This window comes from Marinobacterium sp. MBR-109, assembly GCF_040547565.1.
GTDB lineage: Bacteria > Pseudomonadota > Gammaproteobacteria > Pseudomonadales > Balneatricaceae > Marinobacterium.
Map to the genome: position 1 here is coordinate 37548 of NZ_JBEPPZ010000004.1, position 25675 is coordinate 63222.

A 25675-nucleotide genomic window follows, 5' to 3' on the forward strand; every position below is an offset into this window, starting at 1 on the left:
GATGGCAGCCAACACTTTTGCACTGGTGGACTGCAACAATTTCTACGCCAGCTGCGAGAAGCTGTTCCGACCAGACCTGAAAGACACCCCTGTTGTCGTGCTGTCGAACAACGATGGCTGTGTCGTGGCCCGCTCCCGAGAGGCCAAAGCACTGGGAATCAAAATGGGCGTTCCGCTGTTCCAGATTCAACACCTGATCAGACGCCATGGAATAGTCGCCTTCTCCAGCAACTATGCCCTCTATGCCGATCTGTCATCTCGGGTGATGAATATTCTGGAAGAGTTGGCTCCTCGGGTGGAGGTCTACTCGATCGACGAGGCGTTTCTGGATATAACCGGTGTCGCCAATGCCATGGCATTGGAGGACTTTGGGTTACAGGTGCGCTCAACCGTACAGCAATGGACCGGCATCACCGTATGCGTAGGCATCGCACCCACCAAAACCCTCGCAAAACTTGCCAACCATGCCGCCAAACAGTATCCGGCTACCGGTGGCGTGGTGGACCTGACTGCAACCGAGCGCCAGCGCAGGCTGATGTCGATCATGCCCATCGACGAGGTCTGGGGTATCGGCCGACGGCTGTCAAAACGACTGCAAGCGGAGGGCTTTAAATCGGTGTTGGATCTGGCCAATGCGGATCCCAAGCAGATCAGGCGCCATTATTCAGTAGTGGTAGAGCGCACCGTCCGCGAACTGAACGGGGAATCATGCCTGGAGCTGGAAGACGTTGCGCCGACCAAAAAGCAGATCGTCTGCAGCCGCAGCTTCGGCCAACGCATTACGGACTACCAGTCGATGCGCGCAGCGATCTGCCAGTACACCTCACGTGCTGCGGAAAAGCTCCGTGGTGAGAAGCGCTGTGCCAAAATGATCACTCTGTTCCTGCGCACAAACCGGTTCAATCCCGATGAGCCCCAGTACATGCCATCATTAACAGCCGAGTTACCAACCCCAACCGACGATACCCGTGATCTGGTTGCCACTGCGATGCGGCTATTGAAGACCTGCTGGCGTGATGGATACCGGTATATGAAAGCGGGTGTAATGCTGTCGGATTTCTATGAACCGGGTGTATATCAACCGAGTCTGTTTGATGCGAGCACCATCCGACCCAATGCCAAAGCACTGATGGCCGTACTAGACCGTATTAATCACAGTGGCAAAGGACAGGTTTTTTTAGCCAGCCAGGGCAGCCAAAAGACCTGGGCCATGAAGCGGGAACACCTATCACCGGCCTATACCACTCGGTGGGCAGAACTACCGCTGGTTAAATAGCTCGATTAGCAAGGATGCTGGTAAATCAAAAGTCGGAAGCAAACTTCCTGTATTTAACGAATATGATAATGTGGACTTTAAGAAACAGCTGCAAAAGTCTTCAGCTTATAAAAGCTGATTTCTTTACCGCAGCATTACAGTGCTTGAGGTCGTCATGGATTATTTTTATAACGAATACAGCAACGATAACGAATATAACGAGTACACACCTTGCGATCACAGTCAGCAATCTCATTTTGATCAGCGAGACCAAGCTCTTCTAAACATGAAATTCCCAGGAAAATTCCGTCTTAATCAACGCGAATTAAGCAAGACAGTGTACCAACACATGTGTAGTGGTAGCACACTGCTGCTAGAGGCCCCAACCGGAATTGGCAAATCACTCGGGGTGCTGTTTCCAGCACTGAAGGCCATGCCAAAAAAGAAACTGGATAAGCTATTTGTGCTAAACATGCGCACGACTGGGCGCCTTGCAATAATCAATGACCTGAAAAAGTTGCTAACAGCACAACCCCACCCAATACCACTTCGAGTCTTGGAGCTGTCAGCACGAAAAAACATGTGCCAGCGGCCCGAAATATTCTGTAATCACAGCATCTGTGATCTGGCAGTTGAAGAGCACTTACAACCGGCAGCTATATCAGCGCTAGACGAAAACTGGATGGATCAGAACTGCATTAAGCAAGTCGCTGATCAGAACAGAGTATGCCCATACTACCTGGCACAATCACTAATAGATAAGGCAGATATTATAGTCGCGGATGTAAACCTTTTCTTCAGCCGTCATGCTCGCCTATATACTTTGGTTAAGGAGCACAAATGGCGTATAGGGCTACTGATTGATGAATGTCACAATCTCATTGAGCGCGTGAGAGGGATGTACTCAGAAACTCTATCAGAAGGCAATCTGACTGACCTGATCAACCATCTTCCACCTACACTAAGAAAAACCCATAACGACACATTAACTGCGTGGCAAAGCTTACACGATTATAATTCTGAGCAGAATGCAATGAATGATACTGATCGGAGGAAAGAATACCAGCTACACTCCGCCCCACTTGTTTTATGTAGATGCTTGGAAAAACTATGCCATCAAATCAGGGAGCTCGGACCATTGCGGTCCATGAAACCTCCTGTCAACGACTTCATCTTGAAGGCGGAAGCTTTCATGAATTTGAGTGAGTCGCTTGGTGATAAAGCACTCTATGTACTGGAAGTTATGCAATCGGGTTCAAATGAATCTCCAACAATCACGTCTTCCCTATCGGTGAACCTCTTGGTGCCCGCGGATGCAATTTCTCAACGATTTAGCTACGCGCAGACAAGCATACTTTTTTCAGCAACACTCAATCCACCCGACTACTATCGTGATGTGCTGGGCCTACCCAAACAAACTAATTTCAAACAGATAAGTGCACCTTATAAATCAAGTCAGGTTGACATTAAAATTTCGCCACTCAATACCGGCTTTAGATATCGTACAACCACTATTCAGCCAATCGCCAAATGTATCGAGCAGCAATATCGAAGCAAACCTGGTAACTACATGATATTTCTTAGCAGCCTGAAATACATGAATCAGATTCATGACGAATTCAAGAAGCTATACCCTGATATACCAACCATCATCCAAACGTCAAAAATGAGCGAGCAGAAACGACTTAACTTTATTAATGAATTTAAAAATAAACGAGGATTGATAGGGTTTGCTGTACTGGGTGGTATCTTTTCAGAAGGTGTAGACCTACCAGGTGATAACTTAATTGGCGTCAGCATTGTCACCTTATCACTTCAGCCAAGATCAGTAGTCACGAATGCGCTTTACTTAAGAAACGCAAGCCTATTTGGTGCGGAAAGAGCATCAGATTACACCTATTTATACCCAGCGATGTCTAGGATTTGTCAGGCAGCAGGACGACTTATCCGCTCCCCCACTGATACAGGAACAATCACACTGATAGACTCAAGGTACTTAAGACCTGATATCCAGGGGTTGCTTCCTAATTTCTGGGAACTGAAATAGAATCATTATCTTTTATAGCCAGCAGATAAAATAATTAAAAGCTTTTAACAGACCGAGCAAAATCCAACTTTGACTCAAAAAACAGAATCCAACTTGGATTTTCATAACAGAATCCTACTTGGATTTATAATATCTTCCAAGGCCTACAAGAAGTGGTGCAATTATCATAGATCAAGCCAATATTGTATAATTAACTCAGGGTGATAAAGGGTTATCCCCCACTTACCAATGGAGTTAAAAAATGACTATTCACATTAAGAAACGTTGGACAGAAGAAGAAATCAAAAAAATTATTGATGCATATGAAAATGGCATACCTGCTGAAGAAATTGCAGTGTCGCTTGATCGCTCTTCACGCTCTGTACGTGGCAAAGCTTTCTGTCTGAATCTGATCAATCGCAAGCATGCAGAAAAGCACTATACCATTGAGGAGGATGATTATATTCGTCAGCATGCTCAGTCCATGGTCAGAGCCGATATTGCAAAAACTCTTGGGCGTACTGAAGGATCAGTGAGCCAACGCGGCAGAAGACTGGGCGTTATCTTCCAGAACAAAAAAAAGAATACCAAGTATCAGAAAAAGTATGATTTTTTCGAAACTCCCAATCTTCAAAACAGCTACGTTGCGGGGTTACTGGCTGCAGATGGTTGGGTCAAACCGGCAAGTTCTGGAAAAATCATTAACCAGGTGGGAATAGCATTAAAACATTCGGATGCCCACCTGCTTGAGTATATTCGTGATATTACAGGGTATACCGGTAACATTCGCGATTTTACCGTAGGAGCACATCTCCAGTCTGAGCTGCGAATTTCTGGAGTACCACAGTGGTTACATGATCTCGAAGCGAATTGGAACTTAGTGCCATGTAAATCTTACATACTTACGGGCCCTACAGAGTTGCAGTTGAACAAAGAACAATTACTTGCATATCTGGTGGGTCTCATTGAGGGAGATGGTCATATTTGCGACAAGAATAAAACATTGAAAATTGAGGTTGTTACTGCCAGTCCTAGGCTTGCTGATTGGCTTGAAAACACATTCGAACGTTTAGTTGAGGCCAAGCCGTCCCGATCACTTCATAGCCACGGTAAAGCACATTACATCGGCTTTTACGGCGCGAATGCACGCAAGCTTTCGGAGCTATTGATGTCCGTTGGTGTTCATAGGTTGATGCGAAAATGGAGTGTCGCTGAAGAACACCTCGACCGGTTCAGTTAATAGTCATCACAGATACCCATGGAAGAAAAGGGCCGATGGCGAGGCTCAATAACTTTTGCTAGCCATCGGCAGACCAATTTGAATACGAACTTTTTTATTGTTTATTGTGATTAACCATATGCAAGCATCTAATTGATAAACAACGGAAATTGAATGAAGCATCAATAGAAACCAGGAAAAAATCAAACTTTTGTTTTTTGAGTTTTTACCAAAAATCGGCATTTTCCCGACTTTGAACATGATCGAATTGCAGTAGGCTAACCTCACTGGACCACAAGAGGTGTAACAATGAACATGAAATGCAATTTTGACCCAAACTACGCTCTTATCACCCGGCGGGAGGCCGCTTCACTGCTCGCAATGAGTATCAGTGAGTTTGATCGTCGCCGCAAAAATGATCCACACTGCCCGAAGGGCTTTAAGGACGGCTCAAGCCGGAATAGCTCTGTACGTTTCCGGTTAATCGACATCTACACATACTGTGAGAAAATTATGAACGAATCTCAGCAGGTATAAGGGGGGGACTATCACCAATTTCCAGGGCAGCCAGCGCGTCACTGTACCACTGCATCATAACTCTACGTTGTGGCAGATACTCCGCTTTGTTGTAGACACCCGCAACCCCTGTTTCATAATGGGACAGGTGGTGTTCTACAATATCGCGCGGCCAGCCATGTTCACGCAGAATTGTGGATGCAGTGTGACGCGAACCATGCCCTACAAGCCGGTCCTTATATCCAATCAAACTCAGAGCTCTATTCAGAGTATTTTCACTCAGGGTCGAGTTTTCTGAACCATTGCCAGGGAATAAATAGACACTGCGGCCGGTGATTGCACGCAACTCATCCAGCATCAACAAGACCTGGCTCGACAGAGGTATTAGATGCTCGCGTCGCATTTTCATACGTTTCGCCGGTATCGTCCAAAGCGCTTTTTCAAAATCAATCTCATCCCAACGGGCCAGACGGGCCATGCCTGGTCGGCAAGCTGTATTTAAAACCAAACGGATAAGGATTGTAGTCGGTTTACGGCTATTTGAATCGCGCAAGGCTTGGAGGAATGCCTGTAACTCATTCTCCAACAGGTAAGGGTAGTGCCTGGTTGGAGGTCCTTTTTCGGCTACGTGTTTCAATTCACTGGCGGGGTTATATTCGCAGTGCTCCTCAGCGATCGCAAGCGAGAAAATCTGGTTTAGCCAGCTCCTGACTTTCTTGGCCATGTTATGAGCTTTACGTAATTCAAGCCGCTGCTGTATCAAAGTGCAGTCTTTTCTGGTGATGCTATCAACTGGTTTTCCCTTCAAGACAGGCAAGATGTCCGAGTCAAGATAGAGCCGCATTTGACGGGTAGTTCCAGGTGCTCGGCCTGCAGCTATCTTACGGTCAAGCCAACGTTCAGCAATAACTTCAAACAGCATTGCCTCTCGCTTGGCACTGTCAGATCTAATATCTTTGCCATCTCTGACTTTGGCCAGCAGCTCACGAGCTTTTTCCCTGGCAAGCCTTCCAGAGACATCAGGGTAGTCACCCAGCCCCATCCAGGCCCACTTACCATTGACTGACTTGTAACGCAGCAGCCACGATTTAGTTCCGGTACTGGTGACATTGAGATAGAGGCCATCCGAGTCCCTTACCCTGTAAGTTTTAGCCTCAGCCTCCAACGCTGCAATCACGGAGTCCGCAAGTGGGAAGCGCTTGATATCTTGCCGCTTCATCTCAACCTCTTTGTACAAACCTAACTGGATAGTACAAGGCTTTGTACAAAGGTGACAAGCATAAGTGGGGTTAAACTGGTGCTAACAGGTGACTCTAAAAACAGAAAACCCCGTAAAAACGGGGCCTTAAGATGTAATTACGGATTCATAATTACTGTGTTTGGTGCGGACGGAGAGACTCGAACTCTCACACCTTGCGGCACTGGAACCTAAATCCAGCGTGTCTACCAATTCCACCACGTCCGCCAACTTTTCAGCCAGCGGCTGAAGCTTCCAAGGTAATGGGGTGGACGATGGGGCTCGAACCCACGACCACCGGAATCACAATCCGGGGCTCTACCAACTGAGCTACGCCCACCATAACCTTGTATACTCAACCTTTTAGACGACCTTACCAGCATGCTGGCGCGCCCGGCAGGGCTCGAACCTGCAACCTACGGCTTAGAAGGCCGTTGCTCTATCCGATTGAGCTACGGGCGCATAATACGCCGCCTCGTCTTGGGTATCTACCCCGTCTCGAGGAGGTGCGTATCCTAAGGCAGCGCCTCGGTAAGGTCAACACCCGGATTCAATATTTTTCAGCAGAAACAACACTCTGTATCTGTGCCGCCAAAAGAAAAGTGCATTGGCCCTGCAGGCCCAAAGATGAGAAAATCGGCGGCATTATTCATTTCCCACTTATATGCAGCTTAAAGGAACATTCTCCAGCCATGAGCGCCCGCATTATTGATGGCAAGCAAATCGCCGCCGAGGTCAGACAGAAAGTACGCGCCGGAATTCAGGCCCGTCTCGAACAGGGCAAACGTGCGCCCTGCCTCGCCGTGATTCTGGTCGGCAGCGACCCGGCCTCTCAGGTATACGTTCGCAACAAGAAAAATGCCTGTGAAGAGGTAGGCATTACTTCACGCGCCTACGATCTGCCGGCCGAGACCGGTCGTGAAGAGCTGCTGGAGCTGATCAGCACACTCAATGATGACAATAATGTGGACGGGATTCTGGTCCAGTTGCCGCTGCCGCGTCATCTTGATGCCACCGAAGTACTGGAGCAGATCCGCCCGGACAAGGATGTAGACGGCTTCCATGCCTTCAACCTTGGCCGCCTGGCCCAGCGCATTCCGGTACTGCGCCCCTGTACTCCCAAAGGCGTCATGACACTGCTGGAGTCCACCGGTATCGACCTGCATGGTCAGGAAGCCGTTATCGTCGGCGCTTCCAATATCGTGGGCCGACCAATGACGCTTGAGCTGCTGTTGGCAGGCTGCACTACCACAACCACGCACCGCTTTACCCGCGACCTTGAAGCCCATGTTCGCCGTGCCGACATTGTTGTGGTTGGTGTTGGTATCCCCGGACTGGTGAAGGGCGAGTGGATCAAGCCCGGCGCGGTTGTGATCGATGTCGGCATCAACCGACTGGATGACGGTCGTCTGGTCGGTGACGTTGAGTTTGAGCCTGCGGCCGAGCGTGCGGGCTGGATCACCCCGGTGCCGGGCGGCGTTGGACCGATGACCGTTGCCAGCCTGATGGAAAACACGCTTGAAGCGTCTGCCATGCTGGAAGGCTAGCGAATGGCGGGTGTCGACTTCAGATTGAGCCGGCACCCAAAAACACCTGTTTTAATGGCGAAAATCTGCTAGTTTTTACGGACAAGTTTTGCAGGAATATTGCAGGATGCAAATGGACAAGGACACCCTCCCCGAGCGCAACAGAAACCACCTGCGTTACTGGCTGCGTCAGATCAGCCTCCCGGTTGCTCTGATAATCATCGCCGGCACGCTGCTGAGCCTGACACTGGCGAAGCGCGAGGCCACCCAGCAGCGCCAGGAGCTGGAAAATCGCTTCAAGGCAACCGTACAGCAAACCAGCCGTGTATTGCAGGAAAAGGTTGATCGCTTCACGCTGCTGATGAAAGCGGGCCGCGGCCTGGTGCTGAACCATCCCGACGCCCCCACCCTGCAGCTGAATCAACGCTGGCACCAGATGTTTGATTCCTATGACATGCGCTACTCAGACCTGGGAATCGTTGGTCTGTCCTACACCCGCTACCTTGCACCTGAAGAACGCCAGGCTTTTGTTGATCGCTTCAACCAGCACAGCGAACGCAAGCTGACCATTTTCCCGCCACCTGTCGCCGACCAGCCCAGCTTCGTCATCATGCACCTGACACCCGCAGCCGTGGAAAACCGCATGCTCGGATATGATATCTACAGCGGTGATTCACGGCGCATTGCCGCCATGGAGGCGATGACCAGCGGTGAAATGAGCGTTACGCTGCCGCTGTCCCTGCTGCCGACCGACATCAACTCACTGGATTACCTGCTGCTGTTGCCAGTACAGACCAATGCAGCCTTTCTGGGCTGGGTCACGCTCGGCTTCAGCATGAGCCAGCTGGTAGAGGAAAGCCTGAACGATCTGACCAACCCGCTGCGAATCCAGCTGATCGATGCTCGTCAGGGCAACCCCTCGGTCAGCTATGATTCCCACCCTGCACTGGATCAGCCCGAAGCCAGACTGCAGCACGCCGCCAGCCTGCAACTGGCGGGACAGAAAATCCACCTTCAGGTCAGCCCCCTCGACCCCGACCTTCACCGGGATGCATTCAGCCAATACCACGGTGCCACGCTGATATCAGGCCTGTCACTGACCCTGCTGATCGCCTCACTGCTGCTGTTTTTCATTCAGGCACGGCATCAGGCACTGCGCCTGAGCAGCCATATGGCTGCCCGCGCCGAAGAGATGTATCAACGCTATCGAACACTGTTCACGCAGTCACCTGAAGCGATTGTGGTGCATGTCAACGGGATTGTGGAACTTGCCAACGAACACGCCGCTGCCCTGTTCGGCTGCCATTCACCAGATGAGTTAATACAGCGCAGTATCGATACTCTGGTGCACCCTGACAGCCTGGACTTTGTTCGTAACCGCGGGGCCGCACTGGCCCGTGGCGAAACACTTAAGCCCGCAGAACAGAAACTGATGCGCCTGGATGGATCGACCTTTGAAGCCGAAGTATCAAGCACCATGATCCACTATCGTGGCGAGCAGGCCATTCAGGTGATGTTTCGTGATATCACATCGGAAAAAGAACAGCGCCACGAGTCCAGAATTGCCCATGCGGTATTTCATCACAGCCATGATGCCATCATGGTCACGGACGAGCGCGGCAGGATCGAGCTGGTCAATGCCGCCTTCCAGAAACTGACGGGCTACGCCCCCGCCGCCATGGCAGGACGCAGTGTTTCAGTGCTCAACTCGGGTCATCATGACAACGCGTTTTTCTACCGCATGTGGAAGACGCTGATCGATACCGGCGAGTGGAGCGGTGATATTGTCAATCGCACACGGGAGGGTCGACTTTATATTCAGGAGACCAATGTCACGGCGGTGAAGGATGAACAACAGCAGACCCGGCATTATGTTTGTCTGATGCGCGATGTAACCGAACAAAGACGTGGCCTTGATTACACCCAGCTGCAGGCACTCAAGGAACAGCTGGCACAGACAGCCGACCTGCGCCAGCAGGACGACCAGGCCCGCATAGAAGACAAACAACTCTAGATCAAAAGGAATGGCAGGCAGCCGCAAGGAGTCGCAGCCACCTGCCAGTGATCAGCTTTCGCGATACCAGCTGGTACCTTCGCGGCTGTCCTTAAGGATCACGCCCTTGTCAGCCAACAGATCACGAATTCGGTCGCTTTCGGCAAAGTCCCTGTTTTTGCGTGCCTGGGCACGCTGCTCAATAAACGCATCGATCTCCTCGGCGGAAAGATCTCCTTCACCTGCTTCCCCCTGCAGGAATTGATCCGGCTCCTGCTGCAGCAAGCCAATCATCCCGGCCAGATGTTTCAGCTGCGCCGCCAACTGGGGTGCTGCAGCATCACCTTCACGCACCGCCTTGTTCAATTCACTGGCAATTTCAAACAAAACGGCCAGCGCGCGCGGCGTATTGAAATCATCATCCATGGCGGCAACAAAGCGCTGCTCATAGTCGTTCTGCAGTGTCACTTCCTGTGCCAGCTCAGGCACTGCCTTCAGCGCCTGATAGAAACGATCCAGCGCACTGTGCGCTTCGCGCAACCCATCTTCCGAGTAATCGATATAGCTGCGGTAGTGCACACTGGAGAGGAAATAGCGGATCACTTCGGGGTTGAAGTGTTTAAGCACTTCACGAATGGTAAAGAAATTGCCCAATGACTTGGACATCTTCTCCTGCCCCATGCGAACAGGCCCTGCATGTACCCAGTAATTGACGTAGGTGCATCCATTGGCCGCCTCGGACTGGGCAATTTCATTCTCATGATGCGGGAACGGCAGATCCGGACCGCCGCCATGAATGTCAAAGGTTTTGCCCAGGCAGCACTTGGACATGGCCGAACATTCGATATGCCAGCCGGGACGCCCTTCACCCCAAGGCGAAGGCCAACTGACCTCACCAGGCTTGGCAGCCTTCCAGAGAACGAAGTCAAGCGGGCTTTCCTTGGCTTCTTCAACTTCAACACGGGCGCCCGAGCGCAGGTCTTCCAACACCTTGTTGGTCAGACGACCGTAGGTTTCAAACCGCTCAACTCGGTAGTAAACATCGCCATTGGCTGCCGCATAGGCATAGCCCTTCTCGATCAGAGTCGAGACCATATCAATGATATCGTCAATGTGCGCCGTGGCGCGCGGCTCCTGATCCGGGCGCAGCACAAACAGCCGCGCCTCATCTTCATGCATGGCAGCAATCATGCGCTCGGTCAGCGCATCGACGGGCTCATCGTTCTCGGCTGCACGACGAATGATCTTGTCATCCACATCGGTGATATTGCGCACATAGGTGACATCCCAGCCACGGGCACGCAGGTAGCGCGTGATCAGGTCAAAGGCAACCATCACCCGAGCATGGCCAATATGACAGTAGTCGTACACGGTCACACCGCAGACATACATGCGGATCTTGCCGGGCTCAATGGGGGTAAAGGCTGTCTTGCTGTTGGTCAGAGTGTTATAGATTTGAAGCATTACTATCCGCCAGACCTGAAATGAGTGGAAAGCGCAAAAACGGGATTATAGCGTGAAAGCGACCTGTGATCATGGCAAGGATACAGTGCCCAGCCAGGCCTGCCCAAGCAGACTGCTCTCGCGCGTCAGCAGAAGGCCATCGCGGGTCCAGAGAACGGCTTCCCATTGCCCTGCAGGCGTGAGGCTGTGATATTGAGCCCCTTCCCAGTCCGGCAGGTCGTCCTTGACAGGCACCGTCCAGACAAAGGCTCGCGAGCTGATTCGCCCCTTGGTATAGCCCAGCAACACCAGACGCTGCCGTCCAGGGTCGTAGTCCGCAGCCGTAATCAAGCCACCGACCGGGTAACGCCCAACGGGTTCAACCGTCTGCCGCGACTGATCCGTCGGATCAATCCGATACAGCCGAGTATGCCGATCCTGCCAGTTCTTGCTGAATACCCAGAGCCGGCCATTCACCACAGCGGCCGCTTCACAGTCATTGTTGTGGGCATAGGCACCGGCCGACTCGCCGGCATCGGCGAAACGAAACTCTTTCAAGCGCGAGGCAACGGGCACACCGGCATTCCCTGACTGCAGTGCCGACCAGCGTACCGAGTAGATTTGCATCCAGTCACGCCGCCCAAGGTTGTTGCCGCAGTCAAGCACGTGCAGCCAGGCATCATCCTGAGCCAGCTCTTCCCAGTCAAAGTTGAGCGCATCACGCACACGACGGGTTTCCAGTACCTTGCCAGAGTGTTGGTCGAGACGATAAAGCAGCGGCTCACCGCCGCTGTCATTGTGGGTCCAAAGCCGCCCGTCATGCCGAGCCAGCCCTGAAGACTCAATCACCTCCAGCGGCAGTACAGCCAACCGCTGCACTGAGAGGATGCTGGCTGGCTGAGCAACCGGGTGACTGGCACAGCTTGCCAGCAACATCGCACTCAGCAATACTGCCGGCCCAACGCGCATCCCTGCTCGCATGATTACTTCGCCTGAATCTTGGCCCAGGAATCCCGCAACGTGACGGTGCGGTTGAAGATCAACTTCTGCTCACTGGAGTCAGGGTCAACGCAGAAATAGCCATTACGCTCAAACTGGTAACGGCTTTCCGCAACGGCATGCTTCAAACCGATCTCGGCACGCGCATCAGACATCACACGCAGAGATTCAGGGTTCAGAAACTCATGGAAGTCACGGCTCTTGTCCGCATCGGGGTTGGCCTCGGTGAACAGGCGGTCATACAGACGCACTTCGCAAGGCACTGAGTTATCGGCAGACACCCAGTGAATCACGCCGTTGGGTTTGTAACCGGTGGGGTTCTCACCCTTGGTAGCCGGGTCATAACTGCAGATCAGCTCTACCACTTCGCCCTGCTTGTTCTTGATCACCTCGTCACAGGTCACCACATAGGCGCCACGCAGGCGCACCGCATCGCCCGGCGCCAGACGCTTCCATTTCTTCGGCTTTTCTTCGGCAAAGTCTTCACGCTCAATCAGCAGATTGCGAGTGAACGGCACCTTGCGCAGCCCCATGGACTCATCCTTGGGATGCGCCGGCAGTTCAAACCACTCCTGCTCACCCTCGGCAAGGTTGCTGATGGTAACCTTGATCGGATCGATGACACACATGGCTCGCGGTGCATTGGCATCCAGATCGTCACGGATAGCCGCTTCCAGCATCCCCATATCAACCGTGCCGTTGGAGCGTGTCACGCCGATCATGTCACAGAAATTGCGGATTGAAGCCGGTGTAAAGCCACGACGACGCATACCGGAGATGGTCGGCATGCGCGGATCGTTCCAGCCATTAACGTGCCCTTCGTCAACCAGCAGCTTGAGCTTGCGCTTGCTGGTGATTGTGTAGTTCAGGTTGAGGCGGGCGAACTCATACTGACGCGGCTTGACCGGGACCGGCAGATTGTCGATGAACCAGTCATACAGAGGGCGATGATCTTCAAACTCCAGCGTACAGATGGAGTGCGTAACGCCCTCGATGGCATCGGACTGACCGTGAGCGAAATCATAGGAGGGGTAGATACACCACTTGTCACCGGACTGATGATGATGAGCGTGGCGAACGCGATAGATCACCGGGTCACGCATGTTCATGTTGGGCGCAGCCATGTCGATTTTGGCACGCAGCGCACACTCACCCTCGGAAAAATCGCCGTTGCGCATCTTCTCGAACAGGGCCAGATTCTCTGCTACGTCGCGATCACGGTAGGGGCTGTTTTTGCCGGGTTCGGTCAGTGTGCCGCGGAACTCACGCATTTCATGGGCGCTCAGGCTGTCCACATAGGCCTTGCCTTCATTGATCAGATGGACCGCCCAGGCATACAGCTGCTCGAAATAGTCAGAGGTGTAACGCACCTCACCGCTCCACTCAAACCCGAGCCAGCGTACATCTTCGATAATGGAGTCGATGTACTCCTGGCTTTCCTTCTCGGGGTTGGTGTCATCAAAGCGCAGCTGGCACTGGCCATCGAAGCGCAGCGCCGTGCCAAAGTTCAGGCAGATCGACTTGGCATGACCGATGTGAAGATAGCCATTGGGTTCAGGCGGGAATCGAGTCACCACTTGCCCATCGTTCAGGCCTTTGCTGAGATCATCTTCAATAATCTGGTGGATAAAGTTGTTCGGCTTGGGACTGTCGTTTCTGGTCATATCCATGTCTTGTCGAAGCTGAAAAAGGCCGGCCGATTGCCGGAACTGAAGCCGATCATTATAACCGCAGATCAGCCCTGCACGCACGCGGACACCGGCTCAAATCACAGCCGCCGTCATCAGGTGGATGCAGCGATGTAAGACTTGAGTATAATAGCCCCACACATAAGAGAAACAGGGAAACCGATATGATCATCCTGCAAACCAATTTCGGCGACATTACACTGGAACTGGACCACGAAAAGGCGCCGGAAACCGCAGCTAATTTCGAGCAGTATGTACGCGATGGCTTCTATGACGGGGTGATCTTTCACCGCGTAATCGACGGTTTCATGATCCAGGGTGGCGGCTTCGAGCCCGGCATGATCTCCAAAGAGACCCGTGAACCGATCAAGAACGAAGCCGATAACGGCCTGTCCAACCAGACCGGCACCATTGCCATGGCCCGCACCATGGACCCGCACTCTGCCTCGGCTCAGTTCTTCATCAACATCTCTGACAACACCTTCCTCGACCACACGGCCAAAACCACTGAAGGCTGGGGTTACGCCGTATTCGGCAAGGTTGTCGACGGCATGGATGTGGTCAACAAGATCAAGGCGGTCAGCACCACCATGCGCGCCGGACACCAGGACGTTCCGGTTGAAGACGTGGTCATTGAGTCAGCCAGCATCAAACAAGCGGACGAGTAATGCGACGGCTGTTCATCGCCGATCTGCACCTGCACGACAAACGCCCGGACATTATCCGGGCGTTTGTTATGTTGCTGGAGCAGACAGCACCTGACTTTGATGAGCTTTACCTGCTGGGCGATATTTTTGAAGCCTGGGTGGGTGACGATGGCGCACCGGAATACCTGGAGCCTGTTTACCAGGCACTGCGCAAGCTGTCCGCTCAGGGCACACGCATCCTGTTTCAGCACGGCAACCGAGACTTTCTGTTCGGCCAGGAGGCAGCTGCACGCCTTGAGGTCACATTACTGCCTGAGGTGGTACGCCTTGAGTCGGAACAGGGTCCTTTTCTGGTACTGCATGGCGACCAACTGTGCACTGACGATCAGGACTATCAGCAGTTTCGCCACATGGTACGCAACCCGCAGTGGCAACAGGCATTTCTCGCCAAACCCCTGGCCGAGCGCATGGCGATAGCCCAACAGCTGCGCGAAACCAGCCGCAGCGAAACGGCCGGCAAGGCCGAGGCCATCACCGATGTATCCGCCACAGCCGTCAGCGAGTTGATGCAGCGTGAGCAAGTGGAGCTGATCATTCACGGCCACACCCACCGCCCCGCACTGCACCACCGACAAAACGGTGATCGCGGCGAGCGCATTGTGCTGGGAGACTGGGACCGAGAGGGGTGGTATCTGGAGATGGACGCACAGGGTATCCGCCTGTACGCCTTTGACCTTCCGGCTGGAGAGGCGCTGCAGCCTGTTCTCAGGCAGCAGCTATAAGGGAAGCCGAGGGACGACCGCTGTGGAAGCGAAACTCGTCATCCTCGGCCAGAATCAACTCACGCTCAATCTGACGAAAATGTTCGATGCGGTCATCGATCGGCTCACCTGCATAGTCTCGCGCCAATTGCAGATAATCCTGATAGTGACGCCCCTCTGACTTCAGCAGTGAACGGTAGAACTTTGCCAGCTCATCATCCAGTGAAGGCGCCAGCGCCGCGAAGCGCTCACAGGAGCGCGCCTCGATAAAAGCCCCAATGATCAGCACATCAATCAAGCGCCCCGGTTCAGATGTTCTGACGGTTGTGCGCAGGCCACCTGCATAGCGCGCCGGACTCATGTGGTCATAACGGTGACCCCGAGCCTCCATAAGGGCCAGCACCTGCTCAAAATGGATCAACTCCTCGCGCGCCAGCCGGGACATCTTGTTCAGCAGATCCGAACGGTCCACATAACGAAACATCAACGTCATTGCAGTGGAGGCGGCTTTTTTCTCGCAGTGGGCATGATCGGTGAGCAGAATCAGCTGGGATTCGGGTTTCGCAGCCAGCTCAAGCCACTCCTTTGGAGTTTCACAGCCAAGAAAATCTTTGATTTCGCTCAGGGCGTCCATCCAGCATTACCTGTTTCTGCAAATAAAAACGGGGCGCATTATAACAGCACCCCGCTCTATCGACAGCCGATGGTTCAGTCAATCAGCGTATCAATGAGATCAATCATGAACTCGGTCTGCTCTTCATGCATCTGATCCCAGCCGTCAAGCCCCATGCTCTTGAGTACATCCTGACCCTTTGGGTCATGTTCCATGTTGGTCAAGCGCTCAAGCAGCAACGGGATATGCTCCTCCATTCGGGGGCCGGCCACCAGCGTATGGTGTACCACACTGATTTGACTGCTTACCAAAGGCTTCATCTTCTTGCGAATCAGCTCGGAAAGCTCGTCATACCCCGCCTGCAGGAAAAAGCCAACATCAGCCTTGCCGTTGAGCAGCGCCTTTGCCACCAGAACATAACTGTCCAGCTCAAGGAAGGTAACATTGCCGGCATCCAGATCAGCCGACTCCAGCATGATCATCCCCATCGTATGTACGTCAGGATCAGCCGTGGTGGCAACGGTAATGCCCGGTTTCAGGTCTTCAACCTGCTCTCGGGAATCGGATACAGCCGTGGCAACCAGTGTTTCATCCGCACGGTTGCGCGGTCGCACCAGCACCTTGAAACCCAGCTCGCGAACCAGCATCGAGGCATCGTAGGGGTTGGCATAGATCAGATCGATCTTGCCATTACGAATGTCTTCACGCTGCGCATCGAAACTGTCATACAGCTCAAGATGAACGCCCGTACCCAGCTGTCGCTGCAGCCAGGTGTTGAAAATGAACCAGCCCGACAGATGTGACGGCGGAAAGTCAGGACTGACCGATAGATTAAGAGTCATCGCAGCACCCCATTACCTAAGCGTCGCGTAGAGGGCTTCGCTTTCTTTGATTTTGCTGCGTGATGGCTTGCGCCGAACCGAGGTATACCCGACCAGCTCGCCATTACGGATATTCGGGATGACCGTTGCTTTCACCCAGTAATACGCGCCATCTTTACGCAGATTTTTCACATAACCCTGCCACTTCTTGCCCTGGGCAACGGTATCCCAGAGGTCCTTGAATGCCACCGCGGGCATGTCAGGGTGGCGCAGAATATAGTGATTGGTTCCCAGCAGCTCTTCACGGGTGTAACCCGACATTTCAATGAATGCGCGGTTGGCGTGAGTAATGATGCCTTGGGGGTCAGTACGGGACACGATCAGTTTGCCATCCGGATAGGGCACCTCGCGATCCACGATCTTCGCCAGCCGTTCAGTGCCATCAAAATATTTGATCAGCACCTCAGTGGCGGCACCGGTATCTTGTTCGGACATAGACACTCCAGGCCGATAGAAAAGCGTGCATATCAGTTAACTGATGCTTCCATGCACGCCCAGCACTTTGAAAGATTCAGAGAATCTTACCGATAGCCTCTGCAGCGCGCTTGACATCGAGGAAGATCAGACCCAATCGTGCATTGGTCTTGGCAACAACAGTCAGCACTGATTCGGGGTTTGCGTGAGTCATCAGGATGTAGCCGTCCTTGCCCTTGACCAGCACCTGCTCAAGCTCACCACGGGCCAGCTCCTGAGAGGTACGCTCGCCGAGCGACAGCATGGCTGCACTCATTGCACCCACACGGTCTTCATCCATGCCGGCAGGCAGGAGTGCATCAATGACGAGACCGTCTGTAGAAATCACGGCCGAAGCTTCGATTTCTGCAGAGGTTCCGTTGAGATCGTTGAGAATGGAAGTCAACATTTCTGAGCGCATGGTAGTCTCCTTTTAGGCCATTAGCGCTGGTTTTAATCCTGTATAAAACGGCCAGCCCGCTTTATCAGTAATCCAGGTAGCGTCGGATCAACACCGACATCAAGTCCACAAAAGGCTGCCGATTCAAATGAGGCATCCCTTCCAGAATTAGCAGGAATTTCTGCTCACCTACATGCAGTGTCCAGAAACCCAGCTCACTTTGTCCCACAGCGTCCACAAGCGCCCAGGACGAACCATCAAACCCGAGGTGTCTGCCAAGCAGCGCCTGATGGCGCTCATGCATGGACACCAGATCAGCTGCCATCCCCGCCACGGCTTCAGCCTCTTCGGCACCGAACCCCGACTGCCCCAGGCAGAAGCCCTGATCGTCTGCCAGCAGTACACGGCCATCGGCCAGCTGCGGCAGAAATTCGGGTAACAGCTGTTCAATAGTGCCAGCCGCAATGGGTTCGGGGTTTTGCGGCAGATCAACAAAGCCGTGCTGTACTGCCTTATCGAGCAACGTCTGCGCTTCTTCCTCACCCATTCCGGTCAGTTTCTGCAGCAGCGAGCTGATATACGGAATATGGGTATCAGCACTCAGCAGCTGCAACAGCAAGGCACGCAGTGCTTCGGGCTCGGTGTTCAGTGTCGCGTAATAGGCGCCACTGGGCGTCACCTGAAAATACCGCGGGGTATCATTCTGTTCTTGATTCACGGTTTAACTCCGAAAGATCCATGGTGTGATACACACATTTCCGGTCATGGACAGTACAGACCGATGGCGTCCGCTGCCACAAGGAACGAAAATACAAAGCGCTGAGGCACACCTAACATTGAGGCAATATTCTGTGCTGACAATCGCTGACTCTGCCAAAGCTCCGCAATGCTTCGCGCATGGGGCGTCTCCAGCAGACGCTCGAAGTCAGGTATTGAGTTGAGCAACCGATGCTCTTCCGCAGACAGCGTGTCAGGCAGGCGACCACGAGCTGTAAACAGCGCCAGCTGCCAAAGCAGTTCATCCGCGGCAACCCGTCGCCCTTTGGGAAGTTCGGCATCCGGCTCACGCTCCAGCAGTGAGATCTCTTCAAAACCAAACCGGGTGCGGGTCAACTGCAGCAGCAGGTCAGAGTCCAGGGTGACCAGAAACTCCTTGTCCTCTGGCAGGTAAAAAAGAGCCCCAGGAACGCCGACCACTTGCTGCGGCTTGCCGGATGCATTTCCCGCTTCGATACAGCGCTTGATCCAGGGCAGCAACAGCCCATCAAGATTGAAATACACGCGGCGACGTTCACTTGCGGAGTCCAGATTAACGTCAGGCAGGTTACCGCAACACTGCTGAATCATTTCAGCGGAAATACGCGGCGCACGCAGCTCATCAGACAACAGTGATTCCGTTTCCTGCACCTCAGCCTCTGTTGCCCGAGCCGAAGGCCTGGGTGGGCTCACTTCCGAGTGCTGCTGCCTGAGCTGATTTTGCGCATCCAGAATCAGGTTGTTCAATTCATTCCGTTCCAGGCTGAAGCGGCTGCGAAGTGCTTCGCTCTGGCGCTGACTGTTGCCGCCTTTCCAGGCATTCAATGCCTGACTGCTGCGCTCCTTACGTGCCTGCCACTCCGCAAAAGCGGCTGTACGCTGATCCTGCTGTCCCTGCAACGGCTGCTCGGGCGACATCATCTGTGATGCAGACGAAACGGGTGCCGAACCAAGCTGCAACTGCAGATCAGACAGCGCCTGCTGCAACGCCCCCATACTCAAGGGCCGGGTCAGACGTATGCTTTTCCCATTCACCTTTTCCGCCGCACCGGAGTCTACGACAGCAATAAAAGGACGACTGCCATTCTGACGCACCCACCCTTCCACTTGCTGCCGACTGTTGGCATCGCTGATTCCGATCAGCAGCGATTCAGCCTTGTCGGCCGGCACAAGCTTGAAGCCCTTGGCCTTGTTGCCGTTAAAAAAGATCTCAAGCATTGCAGCTTCGTTGGCCGCGAAGCCGATAATGCCTATTGAATGCTTACCATTGACCGGCATTGCACATTCCTTCTAAAAGCACTCAGTGAAGTTTCTGTCTGGAAAATTGCATGCAGCGCCCATTACTGAGCACGGCATATTCCAGTGGAAGCTCTGCCAGACGAGAGAGATCACGGGTGTCGACGGCCTTGTTCATTGCGATCCGGTATTCCGACTTAATCAAGGGACCGGCCTGTTGAATCAGGCGATTGACCAGAAATTGTCCTCTGCCGCGCAGAACCAGCAACAGATCGATCAGCGCACCGGTAACGCGGTCGCTGTCAGCACACTGAATGGCAAGATAGATGCGTCGAATATGGTTACGCAGGGTACGAGGACGAGCGGCTACCAGCCGCGTGAGATAACGTAGAGCAACAGTTGGCTGGGTACCGGCGTAGATCAGTCGCTTGTCGACCTGTAAATTGAACATGATTTGCAGTTTGCTTAACTGCAAATCAGCATTTACCGGACGCTCTTCCTGTGCGACTTCAGCCTGACTGACTGCCAAGTTCATCAAGGCTACCTCCTGCCTGAGATAATGTATCCGAGTGTTATACGTAGCTTTAAAGATGATTTCAAACTCGCTTCCACTAATATTGACCGGCATCAACAGCCTTGAATCAACCTTTCAATATTCAGGGCTGCCTGATATCACCACTGACACTCTGTTCGCCGCCATGACTGGGCTGGATGCAATCACATGTTTTAAAGTGATGTCTTTTTTAGGACACATTTAATTAATACTCTTGTTTCAGTCGTTGTTTTAACCAAAGAAAACAAAATACCCAATACGAATAAAGAAAAAGCCTTCTTCAATTTGCCCATACCGATTATCTGGACTAGCTTTAAAGGCGCTCAGGCTATCTGTGCACCGAGTTTCACACTCGGCAATCTTCCAATAACAAGAAACTGGTATTTTCAGATGCACAAGTATTACGACAGCAGCTTTCCCACCCACGGTGAAGATGGTCGATTTGTCATGCTGGTGATGCGGCAACACTACCGCGCTCCCTGGAGCCTCAAGAAAAAAGCCGAATGGGAGCAGGAGCTTCCGGAATACCTGACTCAGGATGGCCGCCAGGTCAAAGTCCTGGACGACAAGAAAGGCGAGTTTCAGGTGTCGGGCGAGAACGAGATCCTTCGATTGGGCTGACCTCCTCCCCATCGCTGCCCAATCTGATGAGTTTGCCGGTCATTGGCACCGGCAGACCCTGCTGTGCCTGCCTTATGGCCTGAACCCTTCAGGCTGCATGCTCTTATACTTTGGTAAGACGATTGTCGACACATCTTAACTTTGTCACCCCCTTCCGCTAGAATTCGCTCGCCAATCACCATTCGATACCTAGTCGATACGCCGTCGGTGGAGTAGGACCACTCCGGCGTCCGGCGGTGAAAACAGATGAGGGCCATATCGTGCTTGAAGCTTATCGTAAACATGTAGAAGAACGCGCTGCAGAAGGCGTACCGCCGAAGCCGCTTGATCCCGAACAGACCTCTGCCCTGGTCGAGCTGCTGAAAAACCCGCCTGCAGGCGAAGAAGAGTTCCTGCTGGACCTGATCACCAACCGCGTACCGGCTGGCGTTGACCAGGCCGCATACGTCAAGGCTGGCTTCCTGGCCGCGATTGCCAAGGGTGAAGCGACCTCCCCTCTGATCGACAAGGTGAAAGCGGTTGAACTGCTGGGCACCATGCTCGGCGGCTACAACATTGCCCCGCTGGTCGAGTGCCTGGATATTGAAACACTGGCTCCGACGGCTGCCAAGGCGCTGTCTCACACCCTGCTGATGTTTGATGCCTTCCACGATGTTCAGGAAAAAGCTGAAGCAGGCAACGCGCACGCCAAGCAGGTCATGCAGTCCTGGGCTGACGGCGAGTGGTTCACCTCCAAGCCGGAAGTCGCCGAAAAAATCACCGTAACCGTATTCAAGGTACCGGGCGAAACCAACACTGACGACCTGTCTCCGGCTCCGGATGCCTGGTCACGTCCTGACATCCCGCTGCATGCCAATGCCATGCTGAAGATGGAACGCGACGGCATCAACCCGGAAGAACCCGGCGTGAAAGGCCCGCTGGCCCAGATCGAAGAAGTGAAAGCCAAAGGCTTCCCTGTTGCCTACGTGGGTGACGTTGTGGGTACCGGTTCTTCCCGTAAATCTGCTACCAACTCCGTGCTGTGGTTCTTCGGCGACGACATCCCGTTCGTGCCGAACAAGCGTGCCGGTGGCTACTGCTTCGGTAACAAGATCGCACCAATCTTCTACAACACTATGGAAGACGCGGGCGCCCTGCCGATCGAAATGCCGGTTGAAAACCTGAACATGGGTGACGTGATCGACGTGTACCCGTACGAAGGCAAAGTATGCAAGCACGGTACCGATGAAGTCATCTGCACCTTCGGCCTGAAGACTCAGGTTCTGCTGGACGAAGTACGTGCCGGCGGCCGTATCCCGCTGATCATCGGTCGCGGTCTGACCGAGAAGGCACGCGCCGCCCTGGGTCTGGAAGGTTTCGACCTGTTCCGCAAGCCGGAACAGCCGGCCGATACTGGCAAGGGCTTCACCCTGGCTCAGAAGATGGTCGGCAAGGCCTGCGGTCTGGACGGTGTACGTCCGGGCATGTACTGCGAACCGAAGATGACCACCGTTGGTTCTCAGGACACCACCGGTCCGATGACTCGTGACGAACTGAAAGACCTGGCGTGCCTGGGCTTCTCAGCCGATCTGACCATGCAGTCATTCTGCCACACCGCTGCCTATCCGAAGCCGGTTGACGTTACGACCCACCACACCCTGCCGGACTTCATCATGAACCGTGGCGGTGTATCGCTGCGTCCGGGTGACGGTGTTATCCACTCCTGGCTGAACCGCATGCTGCTGCCGGATACCGTGGGTACCGGTGGTGACTCCCACACCCGCTTCCCGCTGGGCATCTCCTTCCCGGCCGGCTCAGGTCTGGTCGCCTTCGCCGCTGCCACCGGTGTCATGCCGCTGGATATGCCGGAGTCCATCCTGGTTCGCTTCAAGGGCAAGCGTAACGCCGGTATCACTCTGCGTGACCTGGTACACGCCATTCCTTACTACGCCATCAAGCAGGGTCTGCTGACCGTAGAAAAGGCTGGCAAGAAAAACGCTTTCTCTGGTCGCGTACTGGAGATCGAAGGCCTGGAAGAGCTGACTGTTGAGCAGGCGTTTGAGCTGTCTGATGCGTCCGCAGAGCGTTCTGCTGCAGGTTGCACCATCACTCTGTCTGAAGACTCTGTTGCCGAGTACCTGCGCTCCAACATCGTCATGCTGAAGTGGATGATCGCTGAAGGCTACGGCGATGTACGCACTATTGAGCGTCGCATCAAGGGCATGGAAGAGTGGCTGGCGAACCCGAGCCTGATGCGTGCAGACGCTGATGCCGAGTACGCTGAAGTGATCGAGATCGATCTGTCCGAAATCAAGGAGCCGATCCTGTGCGCTCCGAACGATCCGGATGACGCTCGCCTGCTGTCTGAAGTGGCTGGTCAGAGCATCGATGAAGTGTTCATCGGTTCCTGCATGACCAACATCGGTCACTTCCGTGCCGCCGGTAAACTGCTGGAGTCCTCCGGCAAGTCCATCCCGACTCGCATGTGGATCGCCCCGCCGACCAAGATGGACCAGGCCCAGCTGAGCGACGAAGGCTACTACAACATCTTCGGCAAGGCCGGCGCTCGCATGGAAATGCCGGGCTGCTCCCTGTGCATGGGCAACCAGGCACGTGTGGCCGCGAAGTCTACCGTAGTCTCCACCTCTACGCGTAACTTCCCGAACCGTCTGGGTGACGGCGCCAACGTCTACCTGGCATCTGCCGAGCTGGCGGCCGTTGCGGCGCTGGAAGGCAAGCTGCCGACCGTTGACGAGTACATGGCCTACGCCAACAAGATCGACAGCATGGCGGGTGAAATCTACCGCTACCTGAACTTCGATCAGATGGAAAACTACGTAGCCAAGGCCGCTACCGTCATCCCGACCGTAGAAGCCTGATTGCGCCGACCGGGGTGATGTAAAGTCACCCCTGACGCGACCCCAGAACCCCCGTCCCAGTGACGGGGGTTTTCGTTTGTTCCGTCGGCTGATTTCCGGCACGTACAGGCAAACTGTTATACTCCGCACTGCGTAAGCTACCCGAAACAGCGTAAGGCCCATACCGATGAAATCACCCAATCCCGATCAGCCACTGAGCCAGGCCGATGAAACAGCCCAGACCAAGAACGGCTATCTTGCACTGGTCTCGCGTCTGCTGCTGGAGGAAAAGCTGCCGATCCGGTTCATGTACAAGACCGTGCCAGAACATCTGAACGATACTGGCTGGCGCATGTTCACCGGGTATGAAACTGAAGAGTTCCTGGAAAATGAACAGATCAATCTGATCCCGATTCCGCTTGAAAGGGTATGTGAAATTGACCCATCCCTGACTGAGCTGGTCGAATACAACGCCGGCACGGTATGGGAGCGCGCCCCGGACGCTGATGGCTGGGAGCGAGTGTACGACTTCCGCATTCCCGCCCCCAAAGTGGATGTCAGCATTACCAACGATGTGGATCAGTTCGCGACCAAACGCAGCGAGTCCTGATCAGCAGGTGCCGGTTGCCACAACCGGCATCTCCCTCTCCTCACCGAAGCTGTCGGTATGATAGCGCCAGATACGCACATTGTCGGACCAGTAGTCGCTCGGCAGTCCCGCCTTGCGTTTCAACTCCGATATGAATGCCTCGGGCGTTGAGAGGCTTTGCCATACCACCGGCAAAAAAGTCGCACGGTGCTCACCCGCCTGCAGGACCACCCCGTCCCTGCCCGGCTGCAGGACAGCCAAGAGCTCGGTCTCACTGGATACAGGCAGAGGTGTCAAAGGTGACAGTACAGAGAGACTGATCCGCACAGGATCACCTGGCTGCAACGGGGCAAAGCGGTGATCCCGCGTTACCGCACTGACAGCATTCAGTATGATGTCCTGCCCAAGAGGTCTGTGCGCATCCAGCGAACCGATACACCCCCTCAGGCGTTTATGGCTTTCCAGCGTGACAAAACAGGCCCGAAGGGGCTTTAGCCAGTCAGGCAAATCATCGACTGATGGCACGTCAGGCCGCTCCGCATTCAGAATTGCCGTTATGGCACTGCGTGCCATCGCCAGCATCTGTGTACGCTGCACGGATGTAAATTCAGAAACAGACATAAGCCCCATAGCCAACAACCTGCGCCTTGTCACCGGCCGTATCACCGGAGGTGCATTGACCAAGACAACTCAGTTCCAGTTTTGCCTGCCGTGCCGCCAGCAACAGACCGTTCAGCGCATGGCAGCCGCAGGCCTGCTCGGAGCCCAGTTGCGGCTCCTCGGCCAGAATCATACCCGTCGTGATCGCATCCAGCCGCCGCGCTTCCTGCCAGGAGTGGTAATGACTCAAATCCGAGCTGATCAGTACCAGCGTATGCGGATCCTGCCAAAGGTACCGTATGAGCCGTGACGTCTGTTCAGACTCTGTTTGCCCAACCAGTATGGGCACCAGCGCCAGCTCAGGGGCTACCCGCTGCAGGAACGGCAGCTGTACCTCCAGGGAGTGCTCGGGCAGATGAACATCAGAGCGCACCGCCAGCTCGAAAGACTGTTGCAACTGCTGCATGAAAGGACGATCCAGTTGCATGTCGCCCAGCGGGGTATGCCAGCCCGCCTCTTCCGGCAGCGCCATGTCGCGCAAGGGCAATCGATGGTTGGGCCCCAGCAGCACCACACGCCGCCATTGCGCCCGTGACAACTCGCGCTGCAGCAGACGATAGGCCAATGCCGCTATTGGCCCGGAGTAAACAAGACCCGCATGTGGTACCACCAGCGCTCGTGGCAGCCGCGGCAGCTGCTCGGGTTCCTGTGCATGTTCCAGCAGATCGTCCACCAACATACTGAGCGCCTGCGCACTGGCAGGGTAAAACATTCCGGCAACCGCTGCCGGGCGTATGGCTGCAGTCATCACCTCTCTCCGCAGATG

23 protein-coding genes and 3 tRNA genes are annotated in these 25675 nt (G+C 54.0%); 10 read left to right on the top strand and 16 right to left on the bottom strand.

Annotated features, from left to right (window positions below):
- The first annotated feature begins 1 nt into the window (after nt 1).
- From umuC to ABIE60_RS06765, 3 genes are all read left to right on the top strand, one after another.
- Nucleotides 2-1276: a translesion error-prone DNA polymerase V subunit UmuC gene (umuC, locus tag ABIE60_RS06755; protein WP_354468680.1), complete on the top strand. Its 1275-nt coding sequence runs from the start codon at nt 2-4 to the stop codon at nt 1274-1276.
- 154 nt (nt 1277-1430) lie between these two features.
- Nucleotides 1431-3302: an ATP-dependent DNA helicase gene (locus ABIE60_RS06760; RefSeq protein WP_354468681.1), complete on the top strand. Its 1872-nt coding sequence runs from the start codon at nt 1431-1433 to the stop codon at nt 3300-3302.
- A gap of 241 nt (nt 3303-3543) precedes the next feature.
- Nucleotides 3544-4521: an LAGLIDADG family homing endonuclease gene (locus ABIE60_RS06765; RefSeq protein ID WP_354468682.1), complete on the top strand. Its 978-nt coding sequence runs from the start codon at nt 3544-3546 to the stop codon at nt 4519-4521.
- Nucleotides 4522-5011: 490 nt separating this feature from the next.
- Here the strand turns inward: ABIE60_RS06765 and ABIE60_RS06770 are convergent, their stop codons facing one another.
- The 4 genes from ABIE60_RS06770 to ABIE60_RS06785 form a co-directional block, all read right to left on the bottom strand.
- A complete protein-coding gene (locus tag ABIE60_RS06770) occupies nt 5012-6235 on the bottom strand; it encodes a tyrosine-type recombinase/integrase (protein WP_354468683.1) in 1224 nt (407 codons plus the stop codon).
- A 161-nt stretch (nt 6236-6396) separates the two neighbouring features.
- Nucleotides 6397-6481, bottom strand: a tRNA-Leu gene (locus ABIE60_RS06775).
- A 36-nt stretch (nt 6482-6517) separates the two neighbouring features.
- Nucleotides 6518-6593, bottom strand: a tRNA-His gene (locus ABIE60_RS06780).
- 45 nt (nt 6594-6638) lie between these two features.
- Nucleotides 6639-6715: transfer RNA gene (locus ABIE60_RS06785), tRNA-Arg, on the bottom strand.
- 230 nt (nt 6716-6945) lie between these two features.
- Here ABIE60_RS06785 and folD point away from each other — a divergent pair.
- Nucleotides 6946-7800, top strand: a complete 855-nt coding sequence (folD, locus tag ABIE60_RS06790) for a bifunctional methylenetetrahydrofolate dehydrogenase/methenyltetrahydrofolate cyclohydrolase FolD (protein WP_354468684.1) — start codon at nt 6946-6948, stop codon at nt 7798-7800.
- Between the two features lie 106 nt (nt 7801-7906).
- Entirely contained in the window at nt 7907-9793 is a 1887-nt protein-coding gene (locus tag ABIE60_RS06795) for a PAS domain S-box protein (RefSeq protein WP_354468685.1), read from the top strand.
- A 51-nt stretch (nt 9794-9844) separates the two neighbouring features.
- Here ABIE60_RS06795 and cysS read toward each other — a convergent pair whose 3' ends face one another.
- The 3 genes from cysS to ABIE60_RS06810 form a co-directional block, all read right to left on the bottom strand.
- Nucleotides 9845-11236, bottom strand: a complete 1392-nt coding sequence (gene cysS, locus ABIE60_RS06800; protein WP_354468686.1) for a cysteine--tRNA ligase — start codon at nt 11234-11236, stop codon at nt 9845-9847.
- A 69-nt stretch (nt 11237-11305) separates the two neighbouring features.
- Nucleotides 11306-12196, bottom strand: a complete 891-nt coding sequence (locus ABIE60_RS06805) for a hypothetical protein (protein ID WP_354468687.1) — start codon at nt 12194-12196, stop codon at nt 11306-11308.
- Nucleotides 12197-12198: 2 nt separating this feature from the next.
- Nucleotides 12199-13878, bottom strand: coding sequence for a glutamine--tRNA ligase/YqeY domain fusion protein (locus ABIE60_RS06810; RefSeq protein ID WP_354468688.1), 1680 nt, complete (start codon nt 13876-13878; stop codon nt 12199-12201).
- A gap of 188 nt (nt 13879-14066) precedes the next feature.
- On the opposite strand from ABIE60_RS06810, the gene ABIE60_RS06815 reads away from it, so the two are divergent.
- Nucleotides 14067-14570: a peptidylprolyl isomerase gene (locus ABIE60_RS06815; protein WP_354468689.1), complete on the top strand. Its 504-nt coding sequence runs from the start codon at nt 14067-14069 to the stop codon at nt 14568-14570.
- Complete coding sequence (locus ABIE60_RS06820) at nt 14570-15331, top strand: UDP-2,3-diacylglucosamine diphosphatase (RefSeq protein ID WP_354468690.1); 762 nt, start codon at nt 14570-14572, stop codon at nt 15329-15331. Before ABIE60_RS06815 ends, ABIE60_RS06820 begins: the two co-directional genes overlap by 1 nt.
- Here ABIE60_RS06820 and ABIE60_RS06825 read toward each other — a convergent pair.
- The 7 genes from ABIE60_RS06825 to ABIE60_RS06855 form a co-directional block, all read right to left on the bottom strand.
- Nucleotides 15315-15944, bottom strand: coding sequence for a MiaE family protein (locus ABIE60_RS06825; protein WP_354468691.1), 630 nt, complete (start codon nt 15942-15944; stop codon nt 15315-15317). The genes ABIE60_RS06820 and ABIE60_RS06825 overlap by 17 nt on opposite strands.
- A 74-nt stretch (nt 15945-16018) precedes the next feature.
- Complete coding sequence (locus tag ABIE60_RS06830) at nt 16019-16765, bottom strand: phosphate/phosphite/phosphonate ABC transporter substrate-binding protein (RefSeq protein WP_354468692.1); 747 nt, start codon at nt 16763-16765, stop codon at nt 16019-16021.
- Nucleotides 16766-16777: 12 nt separating this feature from the next.
- Nucleotides 16778-17239, bottom strand: coding sequence for a PAS domain-containing protein (locus ABIE60_RS06835; protein WP_354468693.1), 462 nt, complete (start codon nt 17237-17239; stop codon nt 16778-16780).
- A gap of 76 nt (nt 17240-17315) precedes the next feature.
- Nucleotides 17316-17678, bottom strand: coding sequence for a roadblock/LC7 domain-containing protein (locus tag ABIE60_RS06840; RefSeq protein ID WP_354468694.1), 363 nt, complete (start codon nt 17676-17678; stop codon nt 17316-17318).
- Between the two features lie 64 nt (nt 17679-17742).
- Entirely contained in the window at nt 17743-18375 is a 633-nt protein-coding gene (locus ABIE60_RS06845; RefSeq protein WP_354468695.1) for a hypothetical protein, read from the bottom strand.
- 44 nt (nt 18376-18419) lie between these two features.
- On the bottom strand, nt 18420-19691 hold the full coding sequence (locus ABIE60_RS06850) for a hypothetical protein (protein WP_354468696.1): 1272 nt from the start codon (nt 19689-19691) through the stop codon (nt 18420-18422).
- A gap of 22 nt (nt 19692-19713) precedes the next feature.
- Nucleotides 19714-20184, bottom strand: coding sequence for a hypothetical protein (locus ABIE60_RS06855; RefSeq protein ID WP_354468697.1), 471 nt, complete (start codon nt 20182-20184; stop codon nt 19714-19716).
- 408 nt (nt 20185-20592) lie between these two features.
- Between ABIE60_RS06855 and ABIE60_RS06860 the strand changes: the two genes are divergently transcribed.
- The 3 genes from ABIE60_RS06860 (at nt 20593) to ABIE60_RS06870 (ending at nt 24270) form a co-directional block, all read left to right on the top strand.
- Nucleotides 20593-20823: a hypothetical protein gene (locus ABIE60_RS06860; protein ID WP_354468698.1), complete on the top strand. Its 231-nt coding sequence runs from the start codon at nt 20593-20595 to the stop codon at nt 20821-20823.
- A gap of 260 nt (nt 20824-21083) precedes the next feature.
- Nucleotides 21084-23681, top strand: a complete 2598-nt coding sequence (acnB, locus tag ABIE60_RS06865) for a bifunctional aconitate hydratase 2/2-methylisocitrate dehydratase (protein ID WP_354468900.1) — start codon at nt 21084-21086, stop codon at nt 23679-23681.
- Nucleotides 23682-23847: 166 nt separating this feature from the next.
- Complete coding sequence (locus ABIE60_RS06870) at nt 23848-24270, top strand: DUF2185 domain-containing protein (protein WP_091823064.1); 423 nt, start codon at nt 23848-23850, stop codon at nt 24268-24270.
- Here ABIE60_RS06870 and amrA read toward each other — a convergent pair whose 3' ends face one another.
- Complete coding sequence (gene amrA, locus ABIE60_RS06875) at nt 24271-24846, bottom strand: AmmeMemoRadiSam system protein A (protein ID WP_354468699.1); 576 nt, start codon at nt 24844-24846, stop codon at nt 24271-24273. It abuts the gene before it with no gap.
- Nucleotides 24847-24856: 10 nt separating this feature from the next.
- On the bottom strand, nt 24857-25657 hold the full coding sequence (gene amrB, locus ABIE60_RS06880) for an AmmeMemoRadiSam system protein B (protein ID WP_354468700.1): 801 nt from the start codon (nt 25655-25657) through the stop codon (nt 24857-24859).
- Nucleotides 25658-25675 lie beyond the last annotated feature (18 nt).